Genomic DNA, 19,813 nt, shown 5'->3' with positions numbered 1-19,813 from the left:
CTCTTGTCTGATGACTCTCGGCCTATAAACCACGGTAGAGATTACCCGTTGTTATTACGCCCACCGGAGCGGCGTCCGCCAGCTATCTGGCTGTGGCGTTTTACCGCCCGACGGATCTGGTTCGCTTTCATACGACGACGGTCTTTTTCGACGGCAACCTTCGACGAGGTTTCCGGCGGGAGCTCTACCAGACCACGCAGATAGTTCGTTTGCGCGAGGTCGAGCTCAGTCCAGCCGCCGCGCGGCAGGCCTTTCGGCAGCGGGATATCGCCGTAACGAACGCGGATCAGACGGCTGACCTGAACGCCTACCGCTTCCCACAGTCGGCGAACTTCGCGGTTGCGCCCTTCCGTCAGCGTCACGTTATACCACTGGTTAATGCCTTCGCCGCCGCTGAATTTAATGGTCTTAAATGCCGCCGGACCATCTTCCAACTGTACGCCACGGCTTAAATCACGCAGTTTCGATTCATCCACCTGACCGAACACGCGCACGGCATATTCACGTTCAACTTCACGGCTAGGGTGCATCAGGCGGTTCGCCAGTTCACCGTCGGTGGTAAATAACAATAGCCCGCAGGTGTTGACATCCAGACGTCCTACCGCAATCCACCGCGCGCCGCGCAATTTCGGTAAGCGATCAAAAACGGTTGGCCGCCCTTCAGGGTCATTGCGGGTACACAGTTCACCTTCTGGTTTGTAATAGGCCAGAACGCGGCAAATTTGTTCCGCCGACTCTTTCACCGAAATCAAGTGACCGTCGATACGGATTTTCAAACCGGGAGTGACTTCAACACGATCGCCAAGCGTGGCGATTTTACCGTCAACGCTGACACGTCCCGCTTCAATAATGGATTCGATTTCACGGCGAGAGCCGTGGCCAGCGCGCGCCAGCACTTTTTGTAACTTTTCGCTCATAGAGCTTCCTTCAGGTGTCGCCTTCACAGGCGTCGAACAGGAGAATGAACGGCGCGTTACCGCGCCATTTTAAGGCCGCGTAGTATACAGGCTTACGCCCTTATAAGAAAGGTGTAACGTCGCCGACGCCTTCGCGCAGCACCACCGGGGAGTCATTGGTCAAATCGATTACCGTGGTAGGCTGTTGACCGAGGTAACCGCCGTGGATGATCAGATCCACCTGCTTCTCCAGCCGATCTTTAATCTCCTCCGGGTCCGACTCGGTAAAATCGCTGCCAGGCAGCATCAACGACGTCGAGAGCATTGGTTCGCCCAGCGTATCCAACAACGCCAGCGCAATCGGGTTTGACGGTACGCGCAGGCCGATAGTTTTACGCTTTTCCTGCAACAGACGGCGCGGCACCTCTTTTGTCCCCTTCAGGATAAAGGTGTAGTTACCCGGCGTATTGTTTTTCATCAGACGAAACGCCACGTTGTCGACGTAGGAGTAGGTCGACAACTCGGACAAATCGCGGCACATCAGCGTGAAGTTGTGGCCGTCCGGCAGATGACGGATGCGGCAAATGCGCTCCATTGCGCCTTTGTCTTCAATTTTACAACCCAGGGCATAGCCGGAATCGGTTGGATAAACAATAACACCGCCTTTACGCACAATGTCGACGGCCTGATTAATCAGCCGTTGCTGTGGGTTATCCGGATGGATATAAAAAAACTGGCTCATACTTCCCTCACTGTGATATTTGCGGCTGTTCCCATGTCTGCCATACGCCTTCAACGCCAGCGGGCAGCCAGAGTTTACGCCCCAACTCAATCCACGGGCAGGGCTGATGGAAATCAGATCCAAGCGATGCCCATAAATGATGCTGACGCGCAAGCGTCGCCAGTTGGGTGCGTTCATTGGGCGATTGTTGGCACTGCGCCACTTCCATCGCGTCGCCGTGATGGTCGGCAAAATGCGCCACTAATCTTTTCAGCCACTTAGCGCTAAGATCGTAGCGTCCCGGATGGGCCAACACCGCCTTACCGCCAGAATGATGAATGACATCAATAGCTTGTTCTATTGTACACCACTGCGGCGGAACGTAACCGGTTTTCCCACGCGCGAGATATTTTTTAAAAACATCCGCCATGGTTGCGGCTTTGCCGCACTCCACCAGAAAGCGGGCGAAGTGGCCGCGCGTCACCGCGCCGCCATTGGCCAGTCTCAATGCCCCTTCCCACGCGCCGGGAATATGGGCTTTTTCCAGACGCTCCGCAATGAGCCGACCACGCGCCTGACGCCGCTGTGTCTGCTGCGCCAGAAAATCGCGCATTGCCGGGTGCGCAATATCAATATTCAGACCCACAATGTGAATCTCATGATTCTCCCAGACCGTTGAAATCTCCACGCCGGGAATAAGATTCAGGGCCAGCCCGGAACGTGAAATTTCTTCTCTTGCCGCAGGACTCGCGGCTGTGGTGTCATGATCGGTAATCGCCAGCGTGCCGACTCGCATCTCTACCGCACGGTGTACTAATGTTTCTGGCGTCAACAGTCCATCGGACGCCGTGGTATGACTGTGCAGATCGTAAATCACTGCGTAATTCGTGTCGCTCAAGGCGGCTCCCATAGAGATAAAGGTATGTCATGTACATCATAACGGTTCCGGCAAATATACTGAAATAGGTGTTGACATTATTCCATCGAACTAGTTAACTAGTACGAAAGTTCACATGAAGAGGGTATCTAAAATGGCAGCGACATTTGCATTACACGGTTGGTGGCGCACTTCCTGATAGCGGGCGGTGTATGAACAGCTGTAATCAGCCAAACGATACCCGGCCCGCCTGTTAAGCGGGCTTTTTTTTGAACAAAATAATGAGAATAACCATGCAAACACCAAAACCCACGCTCGAACTGTTGACCTGCGATGCCGCCTACCGGGAAAACCCAACGGCGCTTTTTCACCAGGTCTGCGGCGATCGCCCGGCAACGCTGCTGCTGGAATCCGCGGATATCGACAGTAAAGACGATTTAAAAAGCCTGCTGCTGGTAGATAGCGCGCTGCGCATTACCGCTTTAGGTGACACTGTCACTATTCAGGCGTTATCTGATAATGGCGCCTCGTTATTGCCGCTACTGGATACCGCCCTGCCCGCTGGCGTGGAGAACGAAGTCCTGCCTGCCGGTCGCGTTCTACGCTTCCCGCCCGTCAGCCCATTATTAGATGAAGACGCCCGTTTATGCTCTCTGTCGGTATTTGATGCGTTCCGCCTGTTACAGGGGGTGGTGAACATACCGACGCAAGAGCGGGAGGCTATGTTTTTCGGCGGTCTGTTTGCCTACGACCTGGTCGCTGGCTTTGAAGCGCTGCCACACCTTGAGGCTGGCAATAACTGCCCGGACTACTGCTTTTATTTAGCGGAAACGCTGATGGTGATAGATCATCAGAAAAAAAGCACCCGTATTCAGGCCAGTCTGTTCACCGCCAGCGACCGGGAAAAACAGCGTCTGAACGCCCGCCTGGCGTACCTTAGCCAACAGTTAACCCAGCCTGCGCCGCCGTTGCCGGTGACGCCGGTGCCGGACATGCGCTGCGAATGTAATCAGAGCGATGACGCGTTCGGCGCGGTGGTACGCCAGTTGCAAAAAGCCATCCGCGCGGGGGAGATATTTCAGGTGGTGCCGTCGCGCCGCTTTTCACTGCCCTGCCCGTCGCCGTTGGCTGCCTACTACGTGCTGAAAAAGAGCAACCCCAGCCCGTATATGTTCTTTATGCAGGATAATGATTTCACGCTTTTCGGCGCGTCGCCGGAAAGCTCGCTGAAATATGACGCCGCCAGTCGTCAGATTGAGATTTACCCCATCGCGGGTACCCGTCCACGCGGTCGCCGCGCCGATGGTACGCTGGACAGAGATCTCGACAGCCGTATTGAGCTGGATATGCGTACCGACCATAAAGAGCTTTCCGAACATCTGATGCTGGTCGATCTGGCGCGCAATGACCTGGCGCGCATCTGTACGCCGGGCAGTCGCTACGTTGCCGATCTGACCAAAGTTGACCGCTATTCGTACGTGATGCATCTGGTTTCCCGGGTAGTGGGCGAACTGCGTCACGATCTCGACGCGCTGCACGCCTATCGCGCCTGCATGAACATGGGCACCCTGAGCGGCGCGCCGAAAGTACGCGCCATGCAGTTGATTGCCGATGCGGAAGGACAGCGCCGCGGCAGCTATGGCGGCGCGGTCGGTTACTTCACCGCCCACGGCGATCTGGACACCTGTATTGTTATCCGCTCCGCGCTGGTGGAGAACGGTATCGCCACCGTACAGGCGGGCGCCGGAATCGTGCTGGACTCTGTTCCGCAGTCTGAAGCCGATGAAACCCGTAATAAAGCGCGCGCCGTATTGCGTGCTATCGCCACCGCGCATCATGCACAGGAGACCTTCTGATGGCTGATATTCTGCTGCTCGATAACATCGACTCGTTTACCTGGAACCTGGCAGATCAGCTACGGACCAACGGTCATAACGTGGTGATTTACCGTAACCATATTCCGGCACAGACGCTTATCGATCGCCTGGCGACAATGAAAAATCCAGTGCTAATGCTCTCCCCCGGTCCGGGCGTTCCCAGCGAGGCAGGCTGTATGCCGGAGCTGCTGACCCGACTACGCGGCAAGTTACCGATCATCGGCATTTGTCTGGGGCATCAGGCGATTGTCGAAGCTTACGGCGGTTATGTCGGTCAGGCGGGAGAAATCCTGCATGGCAAAGCCTCCAGCATTGAGCATGACGGTCAGGCGATGTTCGCCGGGCTGGCGAATCCGCTACCGGTCGCGCGTTATCATTCGCTGGTCGGCAGTAATGTTCCTGCCGGGCTGACCATTAATGCCCATTTCAACGGCATGGTGATGGCGGTACGTCATGATGCGGATCGCGTTTGCGGTTTTCAATTTCATCCTGAGTCCATCCTGACGACACAGGGCGCGCGTCTACTGGAGCAAACATTAGCCTGGGCGCAGCAAAAGCTGGAACCAACAAACACCCTACAGCCGATTCTGGAGAAACTCTATCAGGCGCAAACTCTGACGCAACAAGAGAGCCATCAGTTGTTTTCGGCGGTCGTCCGCGGCGAACTTAAGCCTGAACAGCTCGCCGCCGCGCTGGTGAGCATGAAAATTCGCGGCGAGCATCCCAATGAAATTGCCGGCGCCGCCACTGCGTTGCTGGAAAATGCCGCCCCGTTCCCGCGCCCGGACTATCTGTTTGCGGATATCGTTGGTACCGGCGGCGATGGCAGTAACAGTATCAATATCTCTACCGCCAGCGCCTTTGTCGCAGCGGCCTGTGGACTGAAAGTGGCGAAACACGGCAACCGTAGCGTGTCCAGCAAATCGGGGTCATCCGATCTGCTGGCGGCGTTCGGTATTAATCTGGATATGAACGCCGATAAATCACGTCAGGCGTTAGATGAACTGGGCGTCTGTTTCCTGTTCGCGCCGAAATATCACACCGGATTCCGTCACGCGATGCCGGTTCGCCAACAGTTAAAAACGCGAACCCTGTTCAACGTACTCGGCCCGCTGATCAACCCGGCGCATCCGCCGCTGGCATTGATTGGCGTCTATAGCCCGGAACTGGTGCTGCCGATTGCGGAAACCTTACGGGTACTGGGCTATCAGCGCGCGGCGGTGGTACATAGCGGCGGCATGGATGAGGTTTCGCTCCATGCACCGACGATTGTCGCGGAGCTGCATGACGGCGAAATTAAAAGCTATCAACTTACGGCGGAGGATTTTGGCCTGACGCCTTACCATCAGGATCAGTTGGCTGGCGGCACGCCGGAAGAAAACCGTGACATTCTGACGCGGTTATTACAAGGTAAAGGCGATGCCGCGCATGAGGCCGCCGTCGCCGCCAACGTGGCGATGCTGATGCGTCTGCATGGTCAGGAAGATCTCAAAGCCAACGCGCAAACCGTGCTTGATGTTCTGCGCAACGGCACCGCATATGACAGAGTCACCGCACTGGCGGCAAGAGGGTAAATAATGCAAACCGTTTTAGCGAAAATCGTCGCAGACAAGGCGATTTGGGTAGAAGCCCGCAAACAGCAACAGCCGCTGGCCAGCTTTCAAAATGAGATCCAGCCAAGTACACGCCATTTTTATGATGCGCTCCAGGGCGCGCGTACCGCCTTTATTCTGGAGTGTAAGAAAGCATCGCCATCAAAAGGCGTGATTCGCGACGATTTCGATCCGGCGCGTATTGCCAGTATTTATAAACATTACGCCTCGGCGATCTCGGTGCTCACCGACGAAAAATATTTTCAGGGGAGCTTCGATTTTCTGCCGGTCGTTAGCCAAAGCGCGCCGCAGCCGATTCTGTGTAAGGATTTTATTATCGATCCCTATCAGATCTACCTTGCCCGTTACTATCAGGCCGATGCCTGTTTACTGATGCTCTCGGTTCTGGATGACGAACAGTATCGCCAACTCTCCGCCGTCGCGCACAGTCTGAAAATGGGCGTGCTCACGGAGGTCAGTAATGACGAAGAACGGGAGCGCGCGATAGCGTTAGGCGCAAAAGTGGTAGGTATCAACAATCGCGATCTGCGCGATCTGTCGATTGATTTGAATCGCACCCGCCAGCTGGCGCCAAAACTGGGCCACGGCGTGACTGTCATCAGCGAGTCCGGGATTAACACCTATGGTCAGGTACGCGAACTGAGCCACTTCGCCAACGGTTTTTTAATTGGCTCGGCGTTAATGGCGCATGACGATCTTAACGCCGCCGTCCGTCGCGTGCTGCTTGGCGAAAATAAAGTCTGCGGCCTGACCCGCGCCCAGGACGCTAAAGCGGCCTGTGACGCTGGCGCAATATATGGCGGGTTGATTTTTGTGCCCTCATCTCCACGCGCGGTGAGCGTTGAGCAGGCGCGAGAAGTGATAAGCGGCGCGCCATTGCAGTATGTCGGCGTTTTCCAGAACGCTGATATCGCCGATGTTTGCCAGAAAGCCGCCGTCCTGTCGCTTTCTGCCGTACAGCTACATGGCAGCGAAGACCAGGCGTATGTCAACGCGCTGCGCGAGGCGTTGCCGCGCAATGTGCAAATCTGGAAGGCGCTGAGCGTTAGCGATGCCCTTCCCGCACGCGATTATCACCATGTCGATAAATACATTTTCGACAATGGGCAAGGCGGCAGCGGGCAGCGCTTCGACTGGTCACTGCTACAGGGGCAACCGCTGGATAATGTGTTACTGGCGGGCGGGCTGGCGGCCGATAACTGCGTCCAGGCGGCGCAAGTCGGCTGTGCCGGTCTCGATTTTAATTCAGGTGTGGAGTCACAGCCGGGCATCAAAGATGCTCGTCTTCTGGCCTCGGTTTTTCAGACACTGCGCGCATATTAAGGAAAAAACATGACAACACTTCTCAACCCCTACTTTGGTGAATTCGGCGGCATGTATGTGCCGCAGATCCTGATGCCTGCGCTGAACCAGCTTGAAGAGGCCTTCGTCAGCGCGCAAAAAGATCCTGAATTTCAGGCGCAATTCGCCGATCTGCTAAAAAACTACGCGGGACGCCCCACCGCGCTGACGAAATGCCAGAACATTACCGCCGGTACGCGTACCACGTTGTATTTAAAGCGCGAAGATTTACTGCACGGCGGCGCACACAAAACCAATCAGGTACTGGGTCAGGCGCTGCTGGCCAAACGGATGGGTAAAAGCGAGATTATCGCTGAAACCGGCGCCGGTCAGCACGGCGTCGCCTCTGCGCTCGCCAGCGCCCTGCTGGGTCTGAAATGCCGTATCTATATGGGCGCCAAAGACGTTGAGCGCCAGTCGCCGAACGTCTTCCGTATGCGTCTGATGGGCGCGGAGGTCATCCCGGTTCATAGCGGCTCCGCTACGCTAAAAGATGCCTGTAACGAGGCGCTGCGCGACTGGTCCGGTAGTTACGAAACCGCGCACTATATGCTCGGCACGGCGGCAGGACCGCATCCCTATCCCACCATCGTTCGCGAGTTCCAGCGCATGATTGGCGAAGAGACGAAAGCGCAAATCCTCGACAAAGAGGGCCGTCTGCCAGATGCCGTTATCGCTTGCGTCGGTGGCGGCTCAAACGCTATCGGGATGTTTGCGGATTTTATTAATGATACCGACGTCGGGCTAATAGGCGTTGAACCTGGCGGTCACGGTATTGAAACCGGCGAGCATGGCGCGCCGCTTAAACATGGTCGCGTTGGCATCTATTTCGGGATGAAAGCGCCGATGATGCAAACAGCGGACGGGCAAATTGAAGAGTCCTATTCCATTTCCGCCGGGCTCGATTTCCCATCCGTTGGGCCGCAACATGCGTACCTGAATAGCATCGGACGCGCGGATTATGTCTCCATTACCGATGATGAGGCGCTGGAAGCCTTCAAAACGTTGTGCCGCCATGAGGGAATTATCCCGGCGCTGGAATCCTCCCACGCGTTGGCGCACGCTCTGAAAATGATGCGCGAGCAGCCGGAAAAAGAGCAACTGCTGGTGGTCAATCTCTCTGGCCGCGGTGATAAAGACATCTTTACCGTACACGATATCCTGAAAGCGCGAGGGGAAATCTGATGGAACGCTACGAAAATTTATTTGCCCAACTCAACGATCGCCGGGAAGGCGCTTTTGTCCCCTTCGTGACTCTGGGCGACCCTGGCATTGAACAGTCACTGAAAATTATCGACACACTGATTGACGCTGGCGCCGACGCTCTGGAACTGGGTGTTCCCTTCTCCGATCCGCTGGCCGATGGCCCTACCATCCAGAATGCGAACTTACGCGCCTTCGCCGCTGGCGTCACGCCAGCTCAGTGTTTTGAAATGCTGGCGCTGATTCGTGAAAAACACCCGACCATTCCGATTGGCCTGCTAATGTACGCGAATCTGGTGTTCAATAACGGCATAGATGCGTTCTATGCCCGCTGTGAACAGGTTGGCGTAGATTCCGTGCTGGTCGCAGATGTCCCGGTTGAAGAATCGGCCCCCTTCCGCCAGGCGGCGTTACGGCATAATATCGCGCCGATCTTCATCTGCCCGCCAAATGCGGATGACGATCTTCTGCGCCAGGTCGCATCTTACGGCCGCGGTTACACCTACCTGCTTTCGCGTTCGGGCGTCACCGGCGCGGAAAACCGTGGCGCATTGCCGTTGCATCATCTCATTGAGAAGCTTAAAGAGTACCATGCCGCGCCTGCGTTACAGGGCTTCGGTATCTCCTCGCCGGAACAGGTGTCTGCGGCCGTGCGTGCCGGGGCGGCTGGCGCTATCTCCGGCTCAGCCATTGTCAAGATTATCGAGAAAAACCTCGCGTCTCCCGAACAGATGTTGGCGGAGCTCAGGTCCTTTGTCTCAGCGATGAAAGCCGCCAGCCGCGCATAACGGGTTAAGCCGTCAGCATAACGCTGGCGGCTTAATGAGTGGCTGGCGCCGAACCAGAATCACGATTCAGACGTACATCATCAATCTTTTTGGTGTTATTCCCCGTCCAGCTTTCAAAAAGTCTGAAGTCAATTTTTGCTAAGAAAACTCCTAATCACGCCGAAAAATTTAGCGTTTTCACGTCAATTTCCCCCGCCTTTATGTAAAGAAATGTCAACAAACAATGCATTAACGTTTCCAGGGCCGCAGATAGTGACTCTTGTTATTAATAACAATGCAAAGCATTTTCTGTTAAATCGCTTATTCTAAAAGAAAATATAGAATATATTATCTCTAAACCATTTTTTGTGCGTTATTTACGCGGTAAATCACAACTATTTCCGTCAATTTGACTAATCGGTTTAACCAACTAATTTTAATAGGGTGTCGACACGGTTAAAACCGATTTTTTCAGCAAGCAACGAGACAGGAGAAATAATATGGCCGAACATCGTGGTGGTTCAGGAAATTTCGCCGAGAATCGTGAAAAAGCATCTGAAGCGGGCCGCAAAGGCGGTCAGCATAGCGGCGGGAATTTCAAAAACGATCCGCAACGAGCTTCTGAAGCCGGTAAAAAAGGTGGTCAGAATAGTCACGGCGGACGTAAATCCGATAATTCCTGATTTACTGTAATGTAAATATAACACATGCTTTTATCAAGCAATCTGCGAGTCTTCTGGCTCGCAGTATTTTGCCCAGGAGAATTAGATTTATGAATATTAAAACCGTTGAAGACCTTTTTATCCATCTACTTTCAGATACCTATAGTGCAGAAAAACAATTAACCAAGGCTCTTTCTAAACTAGCCAGAGCCACGTCCAATGAAAAATTAAGCCAGGCCTTTCAATCTCATCTTGAAGAAACCCAGGGTCAGATTGAACGTATTGATCAGATCGTCGAATCTGAATCTGGCATTAAACTGAAAAGAATGAAATGCGTCGCTATGGAAGGGCTGATCGAAGAAGCCAATGAAGTCATCGAAAGTACGGAGAAAAACGAAGTACGCGATGCAGCGCTTATCGCCGCGGCGCAAAAAGTTGAGCATTACGAAATCGCCAGCTACGGCACGCTAGCCACTCTGGCCGAGCAGCTTGGCTATAGTAAAGCATTAAAACTGCTCAAAGAAACCCTCGACGAGGAAAAACAAACTGATTTAAAACTTACCGATTTAGCAGTCAGCAATGTTAATAAAAGTGCTGAACGCAAATCGAAATAATATTTTTAATTATCAGCTTGCATGATTCCGATTTTATTATCGGAGCAGATTATCACGCATTGAGGAATTTAAAATGAATTATACTGAACATTATCATGACTGGCTTCGTGACGCCCATGCCATGGAAAAACAGGCAGAATCGATGCTTGAATCTATGGCCAGCCGTATTGAAAATTATCCTGATATAAAAGCCAGAATTGAACAACATATTAGTGAAACCAAACATCAAATTACCATGCTCGAGGAAGTGTTGGACCGTAATGGCATTTCCCGTTCGGTGTTGAAAGACTCCATGAGTAAAATGGCAGCAATGGGGCAATCTATCGGTGGCATGTTCCCTTCCGATGAAATTGTCAAAGGCTCAATTAGCGGTTATGTTTTCGAACAGTTCGAAATTGCTTGTTATACCTCTCTGCTGGCAGCGGCAAAAAAAGCTGGCGACACTGCCTCAATTCCGACGATTGAAGCCATTCTGAAAGAAGAAATGCAAATGGCTGACTGGCTTATCAAACATATTCCGCAGACAACGGAACAATTTTTACTGCGATCTGAAGCAGATGGCGTTGAAGCCAAAAAATAAATAATAAGCAGGAGGCAATATGTTTCGACACGTAAAACAACTTCAATATACTGTGCGAGTGAGCGAACCTAATCCTGGATTAGCGAACCTGCTGCTGGAACAGTTTGGCGGCCCGCAGGGCGAACTGGCGGCCGCCTGCCGCTACTTCACGCAAGGTTTAAGCGATGATGATGCCGGTCGTAGAGAGATGTTAATGGACATCGCCACTGAGGAGCTGAGTCATCTGGAAATTATCGGCTCACTGGTAGGAATGCTTAATAAAGGCGCTAAAGGCGAGCTGGCGGAAGGCACCGAAAGCGAAGCGGAACTTTATCGCTCGTTGACGCAGAATGGTAATGACAGCCATATCACCTCTCTGCTGTATGGCGGCGGCCCGGCGTTGACAAACTCCGGCGGCGTACCGTGGACCGCGGCTTATATTGATACTATCGGCGAAGTCACAGCCGATCTACGCTCAAACATCGCGGCAGAGGCGCGAGCGAAGATCATTTATGAACGCCTGATTAATCTGACCGACGATCCTGGCGTAAAAGACACGCTCAGTTTCTTAATGACCCGTGAAGTCGCGCACCAGCTCTCTTTTGAAAAGGCGCTGTATTCGATTCGTAACAACTTCCCGCCGGGTAAATTACCGCCGGTAGAACAGTATACCGACGTGTACTACAACATGTCGCAAGGCGACGATCCGCGAGGTAGCTGGAATAGCGATGAGAACTTCAACTATGTCGCAGAACCGATGCCTGCTGTTGATGGCGGCGATGGCCTGGCGACAGTGAAATTGCCGCGCGAGCAGATGGCGCTGCTCAAAGCGATGGCAGAAAGAACGAAATCGGACCCCACCGTTGATCCTCTCACTGGCGCAGAACTAGGCTGCGGCGAACCGAAAGAAGACAAGTGAGTTCCGACAAGTAAAATCCGTGTGTCATGTCCTTTTTTGACCCCGCCTGGCGGGGTCTTTTTTCGTCACAACATCATGCGATTAGAAACGATAGCCTGCCGAGAACATAAATACCCATGGGTCCAGACGCACGCTGTCATGCTGCTGCACGCCGCCCATTTTATAATTGGCGGTAGTATCAATATCCATGTACCAGACAGAGGCGCCAATTAACCAGTCGCGGTTAATCAGGTAATCTACCCCAACTTGCCCTGCCGCGCCCCAGGAATCCTTAAAGCTCAGATCGGACAGCCCGGTCTTTTTACCATTATCGTTAAAGTCGTTATCGAAGAAGGTGGTGTAGTTCACCCCCACGCCGACATAAGGACGCACTTTGCTGCTGGAATCGCCGAAGTACCACTGCGCCATTAACGTTGGCGGTAACAGGTGGACCGTGGCGATATCGCCCGTCGCGCCCGTACCCACCTTATGGCGGAACGGCGTAGCCGCCAGCAATTCAACCCCGATATTGTCCGTCGCCATGTAAGTGAATGTCAGGCCGAGTTGCGTGTTATTACTCACATCAAACCCGTTTAAATGCCCCAGCGTACCACCCGCCCCTTCTGTAGGTCTGACGGTTGCCGGACCTGCACGCATAAAGAATTCTCCGGCTTCGTGCGCGAACGCGCTGCCTGAGAGAAGAGTTGTTAACGCCAGTGCCGCCACTGTAAATTTTTTCATACCCGCTCCATCGTTATGGTTATAAAAGCGTGATGAATATACCCACAATGAAGTAATAAGTGATCTAACACAGATCACATTTGTTCTTATAATTTAACATTTATTGATCCAGATTAATTTAGAACTTGCATTGAAAATCCTGGTTATAGGAATTCAGATCAATTTTGACATATTCACGCTATGCAAATATTTGTCTGCTCTGTTGCCCTGGCGATAAAGGCTGGCTAAGGTAATCAATGTCCCGCAATGGCGCGTGGCGTTAAGATTCGCGAACACTGCGGGACAGATTAATTTCCGTTGTAATCTATTGATACGTGAGTTTTTGCAGGTGAATCATGAGCGTTCTTAACCCATGCATGACATGCGGTGCCTGTTGTGCCTATTTTCGTGTCTCCTTTTATTGGGCTGAAGGCGACGATGCCAGCGGATGCGTTCCGGCGTCATTAACCGAGCCCGTTACCCCTTTTTTACGTTGTATGGCCGGTACCAACCAAAAACAGCCGCACTGTAAAGCGCTAATTGGCACGCCGGGTGAAAACGTCAGTTGCGCTATTTATGAAAACCGCCCTTCAACCTGTCGCGAATTTTCGATATCGGGCGAAGGAGGCGAAGTGAATGAGGCGTGCAATCGCGCCCGCGCGCGATACGGATTACCGCCGCTTTACAAAGATATGCTTTTCCATACAACTGCTGATGCTGCCACTGTAGAGTTATCCAGGGTACAATTGCCCGCAAATTAACACCTGCAAAACTCAAGGAGAGTGCATGTCTATCACGGCGAAGTCCGTTTACCGTGACGCCGGAAATTTTTTCCGAAATCAATTTATTACTATCTTGCTGGTTTCGTTGCTGTGCGCATTTATCACGGTGGTCTTAGGTCATGCCTTTTCACCCAGCGATGCGCAAATCGCGCAACTCAGTGAAGGAGAACATCTGGCAGGCAGCGCTGGCCTGTTTGAGCTGGTACAAAATATGACGCCGGAGCAGCAGCAGATCCTGTTGCGCGCCTCTGCCGCCTCGACGTTTTCCGGGCTTATCGGCAATGCTATTCTGGCCGGCGGTATCATCCTGATGATTCAGTTAGTTTCAGCGGGACATCGGGTTAGCGCGCTGCGCGCTATCGGCGCCAGCGCCCCTGCATTGCCTAAACTGTTTATTCTTATTTTTCTGACTACCCTGTTAGTGCAAATCGGTATAATGCTGATTGTCGTTCCGGGGATTATTATGGCCATTGTGCTGGCGCTTGCGCCAGTGATGTTGGTTGAAGAGAAAATGGGCGTGTTTGCCGCAATGCGCAGCAGTATGCGTTTAGCCTGGGCTAACATGAGACTGGTCGCGCCTGCGGTGATAGGCTGGTTACTGGCTAAAACATTGCTATTGCTGTTCGCGCCCAGCTTCGCTGTACTGACCCCAAATGTAGGCGCTGTACTGGCGAATACGTTGAGCAATCTGATTTCCGCAGTATTGCTTATCTACTTATTCCGCCTGTATATGTTGATTCGCCAATAATCCGCAATGCGCCGTTACGCGGCGCATTCGACGCTCGTTGATGATGGAATCGAAGAATGAAGCAGTTTCTGGATTTTTTACCGCTGGTTGTCTTTTTTGCGTTTTATAAACTTTATGACATCTATGCGGCGACCTCCGCACTGATTGTCGCGACGGCAATCGTGCTGATTTATAGCTGGGTGCGCTATCGGAAAATAGAGAAGATGGCGCTGATTACCTTTGTTCTGGTTGCCGTCTTCGGCGGTCTGACGCTCTTCTTCCATAACGATGAATTTATTAAATGGAAGGTGACGGTTATTTATGCGCTGTTCGCCGGCGCGCTGTTAATAAGCCAGTGGGTGATGAAAAAACCGTTAATCCAACGTATGTTAGGTAAAGAACTGGCGTTGCCGCAGCAGGTCTGGTCAAAGCTGAACCTGGCGTGGGCGCTGTTTTTTATTGCGTGCGGTCTGGCTAACATTTATATCGCCTTCTGGTTGCCGCAAAATATCTGGGTCAACTTTAAGGTCTTTGGACTCACGGCGCTGACGCTCATTTTTACCCTGCTGAGCGGCGTCTATATCTACCGGCATCTGCCACAGGAAGATAAATCATAACCCTCCCGTGACTTATCATCGCCAGACTGCGAACGCCTGGCGATATTTTCTCCGCCTTTACGCCCTGCGCTTTCCCGTCAGTACCTTTATTCCCACTATTCTCCACACAAAATTCATAGTAGCATCGCGGCTGTAATTTTTTCTGATAGTCGGTTTTACAATGACAACAATGGATAATACTCCTCAGGGCGAGCTGGTTTTACGTACATTGGCCATGCCTGCCGATACCAATGCGAACGGCGATATTTTTGGCGGCTGGCTGATGTCGCAAATGGATATTGGCGGCGCGATACTGGCCAAAGAGATCGCGCACGGTCGGGTTGTAACCGTACGCGTGGAAGGAATGACATTTCTGCGCCCCGTCGCGGTTGGCGATGTCGTATGCTGCTACGCGCGCTGCGTTAAACGCGGTACGACGTCTATTAGCATCAATATTGAAGTCTGGGTGAAAAAAGTCGCGTCAGAACCGATTGGACAGCGCTACAAGGCCACCGAGGCGCTGTTTATTTATGTTGCCGTCGATCCGGACGGTAAACCTCGCCCGCTCCCGGTTCAGGGTTAAGTATACCCGCTTACGCCGCCAGCAGGTGATGGTATATTCCTACTGGCGGCGCCAGAGATTACTCAATCTGCGCCGTACCGTTCAGACGGAAGATAATATTGACCACCAGCCCGGAACCCGGCTTGCCTGCTTCATAGCGCCATTTGCGCATCGCATTCTTAACTTCACGCTCAAACATATTGGCTGGCTGCGCGGACAGAATCTGTACATTTTCCACTCGCCCAGCAGAGGTCACGTCAAACTTCACCTTTACGCGGCCTTCAATACGTAACGCCTGTGCTCGCGCCGGATACTGCGGCTGGTTACGGCTCAGAGCGCGAGGTCCAGTGGGCACGCTCACCGCCGGCTTGCTGGTCGCCGACGCGGTGCTGCTTGTTGGCCGCGCCGGGGCGCTATTTTCAAACGGTGAGGCAGGACGCGGCGCGGCCGGTTTGACTTCGCGCTTCGGCTGCTCTTCAACCTTTTTCACCGGTTCCGGTTTCGGTTTCGGCTTGGGTTTTGGCTTAGGTTTGGGTTTCTCAATCACCACGGGCGCTTCTTTAGGCGGTTCAGGGATCGGCTCTGGCTCCGGTTCGGGTTCAACCACCGGCTCCGGCGGCGGCTGAACCGCCTGGGGCGGCTCCAGGTCGGCGGGTGAAACCATTGTCACCGTGATAGGCTGCGCTGGCGCAGGCAATTCAATAACCTGATGTACCGAGGTATAGAGCAAACCTGCCACTACAGCACCATGAATGCCTACGGAAAGGAGTGTCGGCCAGGGAAAGCGACGAGGTAAATCAAGGGTCATTGAAGTCATAATCGTTTCAGTTGAAAAACCAGAGCTGAATTTTAAATGCAAATAGCAATCATATTCAATAAGGCATTGCCGATAGCGGCATTTAAAAGATGATATCGCACAAAAACACCACACAAAATGTGCATGTTTAACAAAGTCGGTATCTTTACATTGCAGTTAAATGCCCTTTCCAATAACGTAATCAGCAACTTTTACCGATTAAGGAGCTCTACCCGTGCTGTATGTTATTTACGCTCAGGATAATGCCAACTCGCTTGAAAAACGCCTCTCGGTACGGCCCGCGCATCTGGCGCGCCTGCAACTTCTGCATGATGAAGGGCGATTATTAACTGCCGGGCCGATGCCCGCAGTGGACAGTAACGATCCTGGGGTAGCCGGATTTACCGGGTCAACGGTGATTGCTGAATTTGAATCTTTAGAAGCGGCGCAATCCTGGGCTGATGCGGACCCCTACGTCGCAGCGGGCGTCTATGCGCAGGTTTCGGTCAAACCGTATAAGAAGATCTTTTGAAAAGGATGGCCTGTTGGGCACCGCATACGGTGCCCTTTCTGGCTCACACACCGTGAATCGCAAAGAGTAATGAATTACGCTGACGATTAAAGATGCATTTCCTGATGGTATGGATACGCATATTACGGCGTGATTGCCCTTCAAGCCAACGCGCTTTACGGCGGCTCGCCTGACGTAGCATTCGCCAGCGCCCCACTTCCGTTCTACTACGCTTCATGTTTACGACTCTCACTGTAACAGAAGCGCCATTATACCCCCTCGCCGGATGCAGACCAGCGCTTTTCCCGTGTTTTTATTTGCCATGTGAATCCTGACGCGTAAACTCTTAACAACACGCTTTCTAAAGGATTTTTAAAGTTATGACAACCTTCTACACCGTGGTGAGTTGGCTGGTCATTTTGGGATACTGGGTTCTCATTGCCGGCGTCACATTACGTATTCTAATGAAACGGCGCGCAGTTCCCTCCGCAATGGCCTGGTTGTTAATCATCTATATCCTTCCGCTGGTCGGGATCATCGCCTATTTGTCCGTGGGCGAATTGCATTTAGGCAAACGTCGCGCCGAGCGTGCCCGTGCCATGTGGCCGTCTACCGCCAAATGGTTGAATGACCTCAAAGCCTGCAAACACATTTTCGCGCAAGAAAACAGTAGCGTCGCATCGTCCTTGTTTAAGCTGTGCGAACGACGTCAGGGGATTGCGGGCGTCAAAGGCAACCAGTTGCAATTACTTACCGACTCCGATGATGTCATGCAGGCGCTTATTCGCGATATCCAACTGGCGCGGCATAATATCGAAATGGTGTTTTACATCTGGCAGCCAGGCGGCATGGCGGATCAGGTCGCTGAATCGTTAATGGCCGCCGCCCGCCGCGGCATTCACTGCCGGCTTATGCTGGATTCCGCGGGTAGCGTCGCTTTCTTCCGCAGCCCCTGGGCGGCCATGATGCGTAACGCTGGCATTGAAGTCGTAGAGGCGCTGAAGGTGAATCTGATGCGCGTCTTTTTACGCCGTATGGATCTTCGCCAGCACCGTAAAATGGTGATGATTGACAATTACATCGCCTATACCGGCAGTATGAATATGGTGGACCCGCGTTTTTTCAAACAGGATGCCGGCGTTGGACAATGGGTCGATTTGATGGCGCGGATGGAGGGTCCCGTGGCGACAGCAATGGGGATTGTTTACTCCTGCGATTGGGAAATCGAGACGGGTAAACGCATTCTGCCTCCCCCGCCGGACGTGAATATTATGCCGTTTGAGCAGGCCAGCGGGCATACCATTCATACCATTGCTTCCGGTCCTGGTTTTCCGGAAGACCTCATTCACCAGGCACTATTAACCGCCACCTATGCTGCGCGCGAATATTTAATTATGACCACGCCATATTTCGTCCCCAGCGACGATCTGCTGCACGCCATTTGTACCGCTGCGCAGCGCGGCGTGGATGTCAGTATTATCCTGCCCCGTAAAAACGATTCACTGCTCGTCGGCTGGGCCAGTCGCGCCTTTTTTAGTGAGTTACTGGCGGCGGGCGTGAAAATCTATCAGTTCGAAGGCGGGCTGTTACATACTAAAAGCGTGCTGGTCGATGGTGAACTGAGCCTGGTCGGTACCGTGAATCTCGACATGCGTAGCCTGTGGCTTAATTTCGAGATTACGCTGGTCATTGATGATACGGGTTTCGGCGCCGATCTGGCTGCGGTACAGGACGATTATATTTCGCGCTCCCGCCTGTTAGATGCGCGTTTGTGGGTAAAACGTCCGTTATGGCAGCGTATTACCGAGCGATTGTTTTACTTCTTTAGTCCATTGCTGTAAAACGTGACCAACATGAGTAAACAGGTAGTCACTATGGAAATGGATCTGAACAATCGCCTGACTGAAGACGAAACGCTTGAGCAGGCTTACGATATTTTTCTTGAGCTGGCGGCGGATAATCTTGATCCGGCTGATATCATTCTGTTCAATTTGCAATTCGAGGAGCGCGGCGGCGCGGAGTTGTTTGATCCCGCTGAAGACTGGCAAGAGCACGTCGATTTTGACCTGAATCCAGACTTTTTTGCCGAGGTGGTGATTGGCCTGGCGGATACCGAAGACGGCGAAATTAACGACATTTTCGCCCGCGTTCTGCTGTGCCGGGAAAAGGACCACAAGCTGTGCCATATTCTCTGGCGCGAATAAGCGGTTCAGGCCGGATGGCGTCTGATTGCGCCCTCCGGCAAGCCTGTTTAATCCGGTAGCTTACTGCCGCATCGGTTACAATATTGCGCGCTATGTTCATGCTGACTTTGCTGGCACTGCGGACATTTTCGCTGCCAGTGACGTTTTTGAAACGCGCTGCTCATGTGCGTGGTAATCAGTCCTGTAGGAATCGCAATCACCGAATAACCAATCAAAATAAGCACCGACGCGACAATACGTCCCAGCGGCGTATGCGGCGTAATATCACCGTACCCCACGGTTGTGACTGTCACTATCGCCCAATACACCGAGGCATTAAGCGTCGTGAAGCCATATTTCGGTCCTTCAATAAGATACATCAGGGCACCAAAAATAATCATCACGATCGCAATAAATGAATAGAACAGAATAAGCTGATGACGCGCGCTAATAATGGCGCTCCAGAATACCCGCAGGGATGGCATAAAGCGTAGCAGTTTAAGGATACGCAGCACGCGAATCGCTCGCATAGCGCGCCAGGCAAACATATAGTTCAGGCTAATTTCCGGCCATAGCCACATGACGTACAGCGGCAAAATCGTCACCAGATCAATAAATCCCCAGAAACTAAAAATGTATTTTGCCGGTTCGGGCCAGCTAAACAGTCTGAGCAAGTATTCACCGGTAAATATCAGGGTAACGCAGAGCTCCAGCCAGACAAAAATATGCCATTCATCAAATGTCAGGTGATATTCCGTTCCTACGCCTGATTCAACAAAAATGACCAGTACGCTAAGCAGCGCAAACAGCGCGCATAACCCTTCAAAACGGCGACCTGAGCGCGTAGTCAAATCGAACAGATTATGATAAAGACGACGGCGAACCGACGACAAAAAAAGTGACACGGT

At 52.6% G+C, this 19,813-nt stretch carries 24 protein-coding genes and 1 other annotated feature; of the genes, 17 read left to right on the top strand and 7 right to left on the bottom strand.

What is annotated here, in order from left to right:
- Positions 1-41: 41 nt before the first annotated feature.
- The 3 genes from rluB to rnm form a co-directional block, all read right to left on the bottom strand.
- Positions 42-917 (bottom strand): 23S rRNA pseudouridine(2605) synthase RluB, encoded by an 876-nt coding sequence (gene rluB, locus QEN32_RS10300; protein WP_001291233.1) that lies wholly within the window; start codon positions 915-917, stop codon positions 42-44.
- A 100-nt stretch (positions 918-1,017) separates the two neighbouring features.
- Complete coding sequence (locus QEN32_RS10295) at positions 1,018-1,638, bottom strand: L-threonylcarbamoyladenylate synthase (protein ID WP_000077250.1); 621 nt, start codon at positions 1,636-1,638, stop codon at positions 1,018-1,020.
- A 7-nt stretch (positions 1,639-1,645) separates the two neighbouring features.
- The gene (rnm, locus tag QEN32_RS10290) at positions 1,646-2,527 is read right to left on the bottom strand and encodes an RNase AM (protein WP_280144452.1); all 882 of its coding nucleotides are present in this window, start codon (positions 2,525-2,527) and stop codon (positions 1,646-1,648) included.
- Between the two features lie 121 nt (positions 2,528-2,648).
- Here rnm and trpL point away from each other — a divergent pair, with 121 nt between their 5' ends.
- The 10 genes from trpL (at position 2,649) to QEN32_RS10240 (ending at position 12,049) form a co-directional block, all read left to right on the top strand.
- Positions 2,649-2,693, top strand: a complete 45-nt coding sequence (trpL, locus tag QEN32_RS10285; RefSeq protein WP_010989026.1) for a trp operon leader peptide — start codon at positions 2,649-2,651, stop codon at positions 2,691-2,693.
- Positions 2,670-2,765: a sequence feature (Trp leader region), on the top strand. Its footprint overlaps the gene before it by 24 nt.
- A gap of 22 nt (positions 2,766-2,787) precedes the next feature.
- The gene (locus QEN32_RS10280; protein WP_001194386.1) at positions 2,788-4,350 is read left to right on the top strand and encodes an anthranilate synthase component 1; all 1,563 of its coding nucleotides are present in this window, start codon (positions 2,788-2,790) and stop codon (positions 4,348-4,350) included.
- Positions 4,350-5,945, top strand: a complete 1,596-nt coding sequence (gene trpD / locus QEN32_RS10275) for a bifunctional anthranilate synthase glutamate amidotransferase component TrpG/anthranilate phosphoribosyltransferase TrpD (protein WP_000763489.1) — start codon at positions 4,350-4,352, stop codon at positions 5,943-5,945. The genes QEN32_RS10280 and trpD overlap by 1 nt, the downstream gene beginning before the upstream one ends.
- Before the next feature lie 3 nt (positions 5,946-5,948).
- Positions 5,949-7,307 (top strand): bifunctional indole-3-glycerol-phosphate synthase TrpC/phosphoribosylanthranilate isomerase TrpF, encoded by a 1,359-nt coding sequence (trpCF, locus tag QEN32_RS10270; RefSeq protein ID WP_023993307.1) that lies wholly within the window; start codon positions 5,949-5,951, stop codon positions 7,305-7,307.
- 9 nt (positions 7,308-7,316) lie between these two features.
- Positions 7,317-8,510, top strand: a complete 1,194-nt coding sequence (gene trpB, locus QEN32_RS10265) for a tryptophan synthase subunit beta (protein ID WP_000209483.1) — start codon at positions 7,317-7,319, stop codon at positions 8,508-8,510.
- On the top strand, positions 8,510-9,316 hold the full coding sequence (gene trpA / locus QEN32_RS10260) for a tryptophan synthase subunit alpha (protein WP_000443029.1): 807 nt from the start codon (positions 8,510-8,512) through the stop codon (positions 9,314-9,316). The genes trpB and trpA overlap by 1 nt, the downstream gene beginning before the upstream one ends.
- 479 nt (positions 9,317-9,795) lie before the next feature.
- A complete protein-coding gene (locus tag QEN32_RS10255) occupies positions 9,796-9,978 on the top strand; it encodes a general stress protein (RefSeq protein WP_000807657.1) in 183 nt (60 codons plus the stop codon).
- 89 nt (positions 9,979-10,067) lie between these two features.
- Positions 10,068-10,571 carry a ferritin-like domain-containing protein gene (locus tag QEN32_RS10250; RefSeq protein WP_001022826.1) on the top strand — a complete coding sequence of 168 codons (504 nt, stop codon included), beginning with the start codon at positions 10,068-10,070 and terminating at the stop codon, positions 10,569-10,571.
- Between the two features lie 73 nt (positions 10,572-10,644).
- Entirely contained in the window at positions 10,645-11,151 is a 507-nt protein-coding gene (locus QEN32_RS10245; protein WP_001109977.1) for a ferritin-like domain-containing protein, read from the top strand.
- A gap of 19 nt (positions 11,152-11,170) precedes the next feature.
- Positions 11,171-12,049, top strand: coding sequence for a manganese catalase family protein (locus tag QEN32_RS10240; protein WP_000488354.1), 879 nt, complete (start codon positions 11,171-11,173; stop codon positions 12,047-12,049).
- Positions 12,050-12,130: 81 nt separating this feature from the next.
- Here the strand turns inward: QEN32_RS10240 and ompW are convergent, their stop codons facing one another.
- Positions 12,131-12,769, bottom strand: coding sequence for an outer membrane protein OmpW (gene ompW, locus QEN32_RS10235; protein WP_000714798.1), 639 nt, complete (start codon positions 12,767-12,769; stop codon positions 12,131-12,133).
- Between the two features lie 335 nt (positions 12,770-13,104).
- On the opposite strand from ompW, the gene QEN32_RS10230 reads away from it, so the two are divergent.
- The 4 genes from QEN32_RS10230 (at position 13,105) to yciA (ending at position 15,436) form a co-directional block, all read left to right on the top strand.
- Positions 13,105-13,509 carry a YkgJ family cysteine cluster protein gene (locus QEN32_RS10230; RefSeq protein WP_000114954.1) on the top strand — a complete coding sequence of 135 codons (405 nt, stop codon included), beginning with the start codon at positions 13,105-13,107 and terminating at the stop codon, positions 13,507-13,509.
- Between the two features lie 25 nt (positions 13,510-13,534).
- On the top strand, positions 13,535-14,278 hold the full coding sequence (locus QEN32_RS10225) for a YciC family protein (RefSeq protein ID WP_000028507.1): 744 nt from the start codon (positions 13,535-13,537) through the stop codon (positions 14,276-14,278).
- Positions 14,279-14,334: 56 nt separating this feature from the next.
- Positions 14,335-14,874 carry a septation protein A gene (locus QEN32_RS10220; protein WP_000808682.1) on the top strand — a complete coding sequence of 180 codons (540 nt, stop codon included), beginning with the start codon at positions 14,335-14,337 and terminating at the stop codon, positions 14,872-14,874.
- A 160-nt stretch (positions 14,875-15,034) separates the two neighbouring features.
- Entirely contained in the window at positions 15,035-15,436 is a 402-nt protein-coding gene (gene yciA, locus QEN32_RS10215) for an acyl-CoA thioester hydrolase YciA (RefSeq protein WP_000210317.1), read from the top strand.
- A 58-nt stretch (positions 15,437-15,494) separates the two neighbouring features.
- Here yciA and tonB read toward each other — a convergent pair whose 3' ends face one another.
- Positions 15,495-16,223 carry a TonB system transport protein TonB gene (tonB, locus tag QEN32_RS10210; RefSeq protein WP_001525247.1) on the bottom strand — a complete coding sequence of 243 codons (729 nt, stop codon included), beginning with the start codon at positions 16,221-16,223 and terminating at the stop codon, positions 15,495-15,497.
- A gap of 223 nt (positions 16,224-16,446) precedes the next feature.
- Between tonB and QEN32_RS10205 the strand changes: the two genes are divergently transcribed.
- Positions 16,447-16,743 (top strand): YciI family protein, encoded by a 297-nt coding sequence (locus QEN32_RS10205; RefSeq protein ID WP_000967605.1) that lies wholly within the window; start codon positions 16,447-16,449, stop codon positions 16,741-16,743.
- A 43-nt stretch (positions 16,744-16,786) separates the two neighbouring features.
- Here QEN32_RS10205 and QEN32_RS10200 read toward each other — a convergent pair whose 3' ends face one another.
- A complete protein-coding gene (locus QEN32_RS10200; protein WP_001531561.1) occupies positions 16,787-16,960 on the bottom strand; it encodes a YciY family protein in 174 nt (57 codons plus the stop codon).
- Positions 16,961-17,102: 142 nt separating this feature from the next.
- On the opposite strand from QEN32_RS10200, the gene cls reads away from it, so the two are divergent.
- A complete protein-coding gene (cls, locus tag QEN32_RS10195) occupies positions 17,103-18,563 on the top strand; it encodes a cardiolipin synthase (RefSeq protein ID WP_000206886.1) in 1,461 nt (486 codons plus the stop codon).
- Positions 18,564-18,596: 33 nt separating this feature from the next.
- A complete protein-coding gene (locus tag QEN32_RS10190) occupies positions 18,597-18,926 on the top strand; it encodes an HI1450 family dsDNA-mimic protein (RefSeq protein ID WP_000425070.1) in 330 nt (109 codons plus the stop codon).
- Positions 18,927-18,973: 47 nt separating this feature from the next.
- Here QEN32_RS10190 and QEN32_RS10185 read toward each other — a convergent pair whose 3' ends face one another.
- Positions 18,974-19,810 carry an ion transporter gene (locus QEN32_RS10185; protein WP_265322394.1) on the bottom strand — a complete coding sequence of 279 codons (837 nt, stop codon included), beginning with the start codon at positions 19,808-19,810 and terminating at the stop codon, positions 18,974-18,976.
- Positions 19,811-19,813 lie beyond the last annotated feature (3 nt).

It is taken from the genome of Salmonella sp. SA14318 (assembly GCF_029866905.1).
GTDB lineage: Bacteria > Pseudomonadota > Gammaproteobacteria > Enterobacterales > Enterobacteriaceae > Salmonella > Salmonella enterica.
This window is presented reverse-complemented; position numbering and strand designations above follow the sequence as displayed.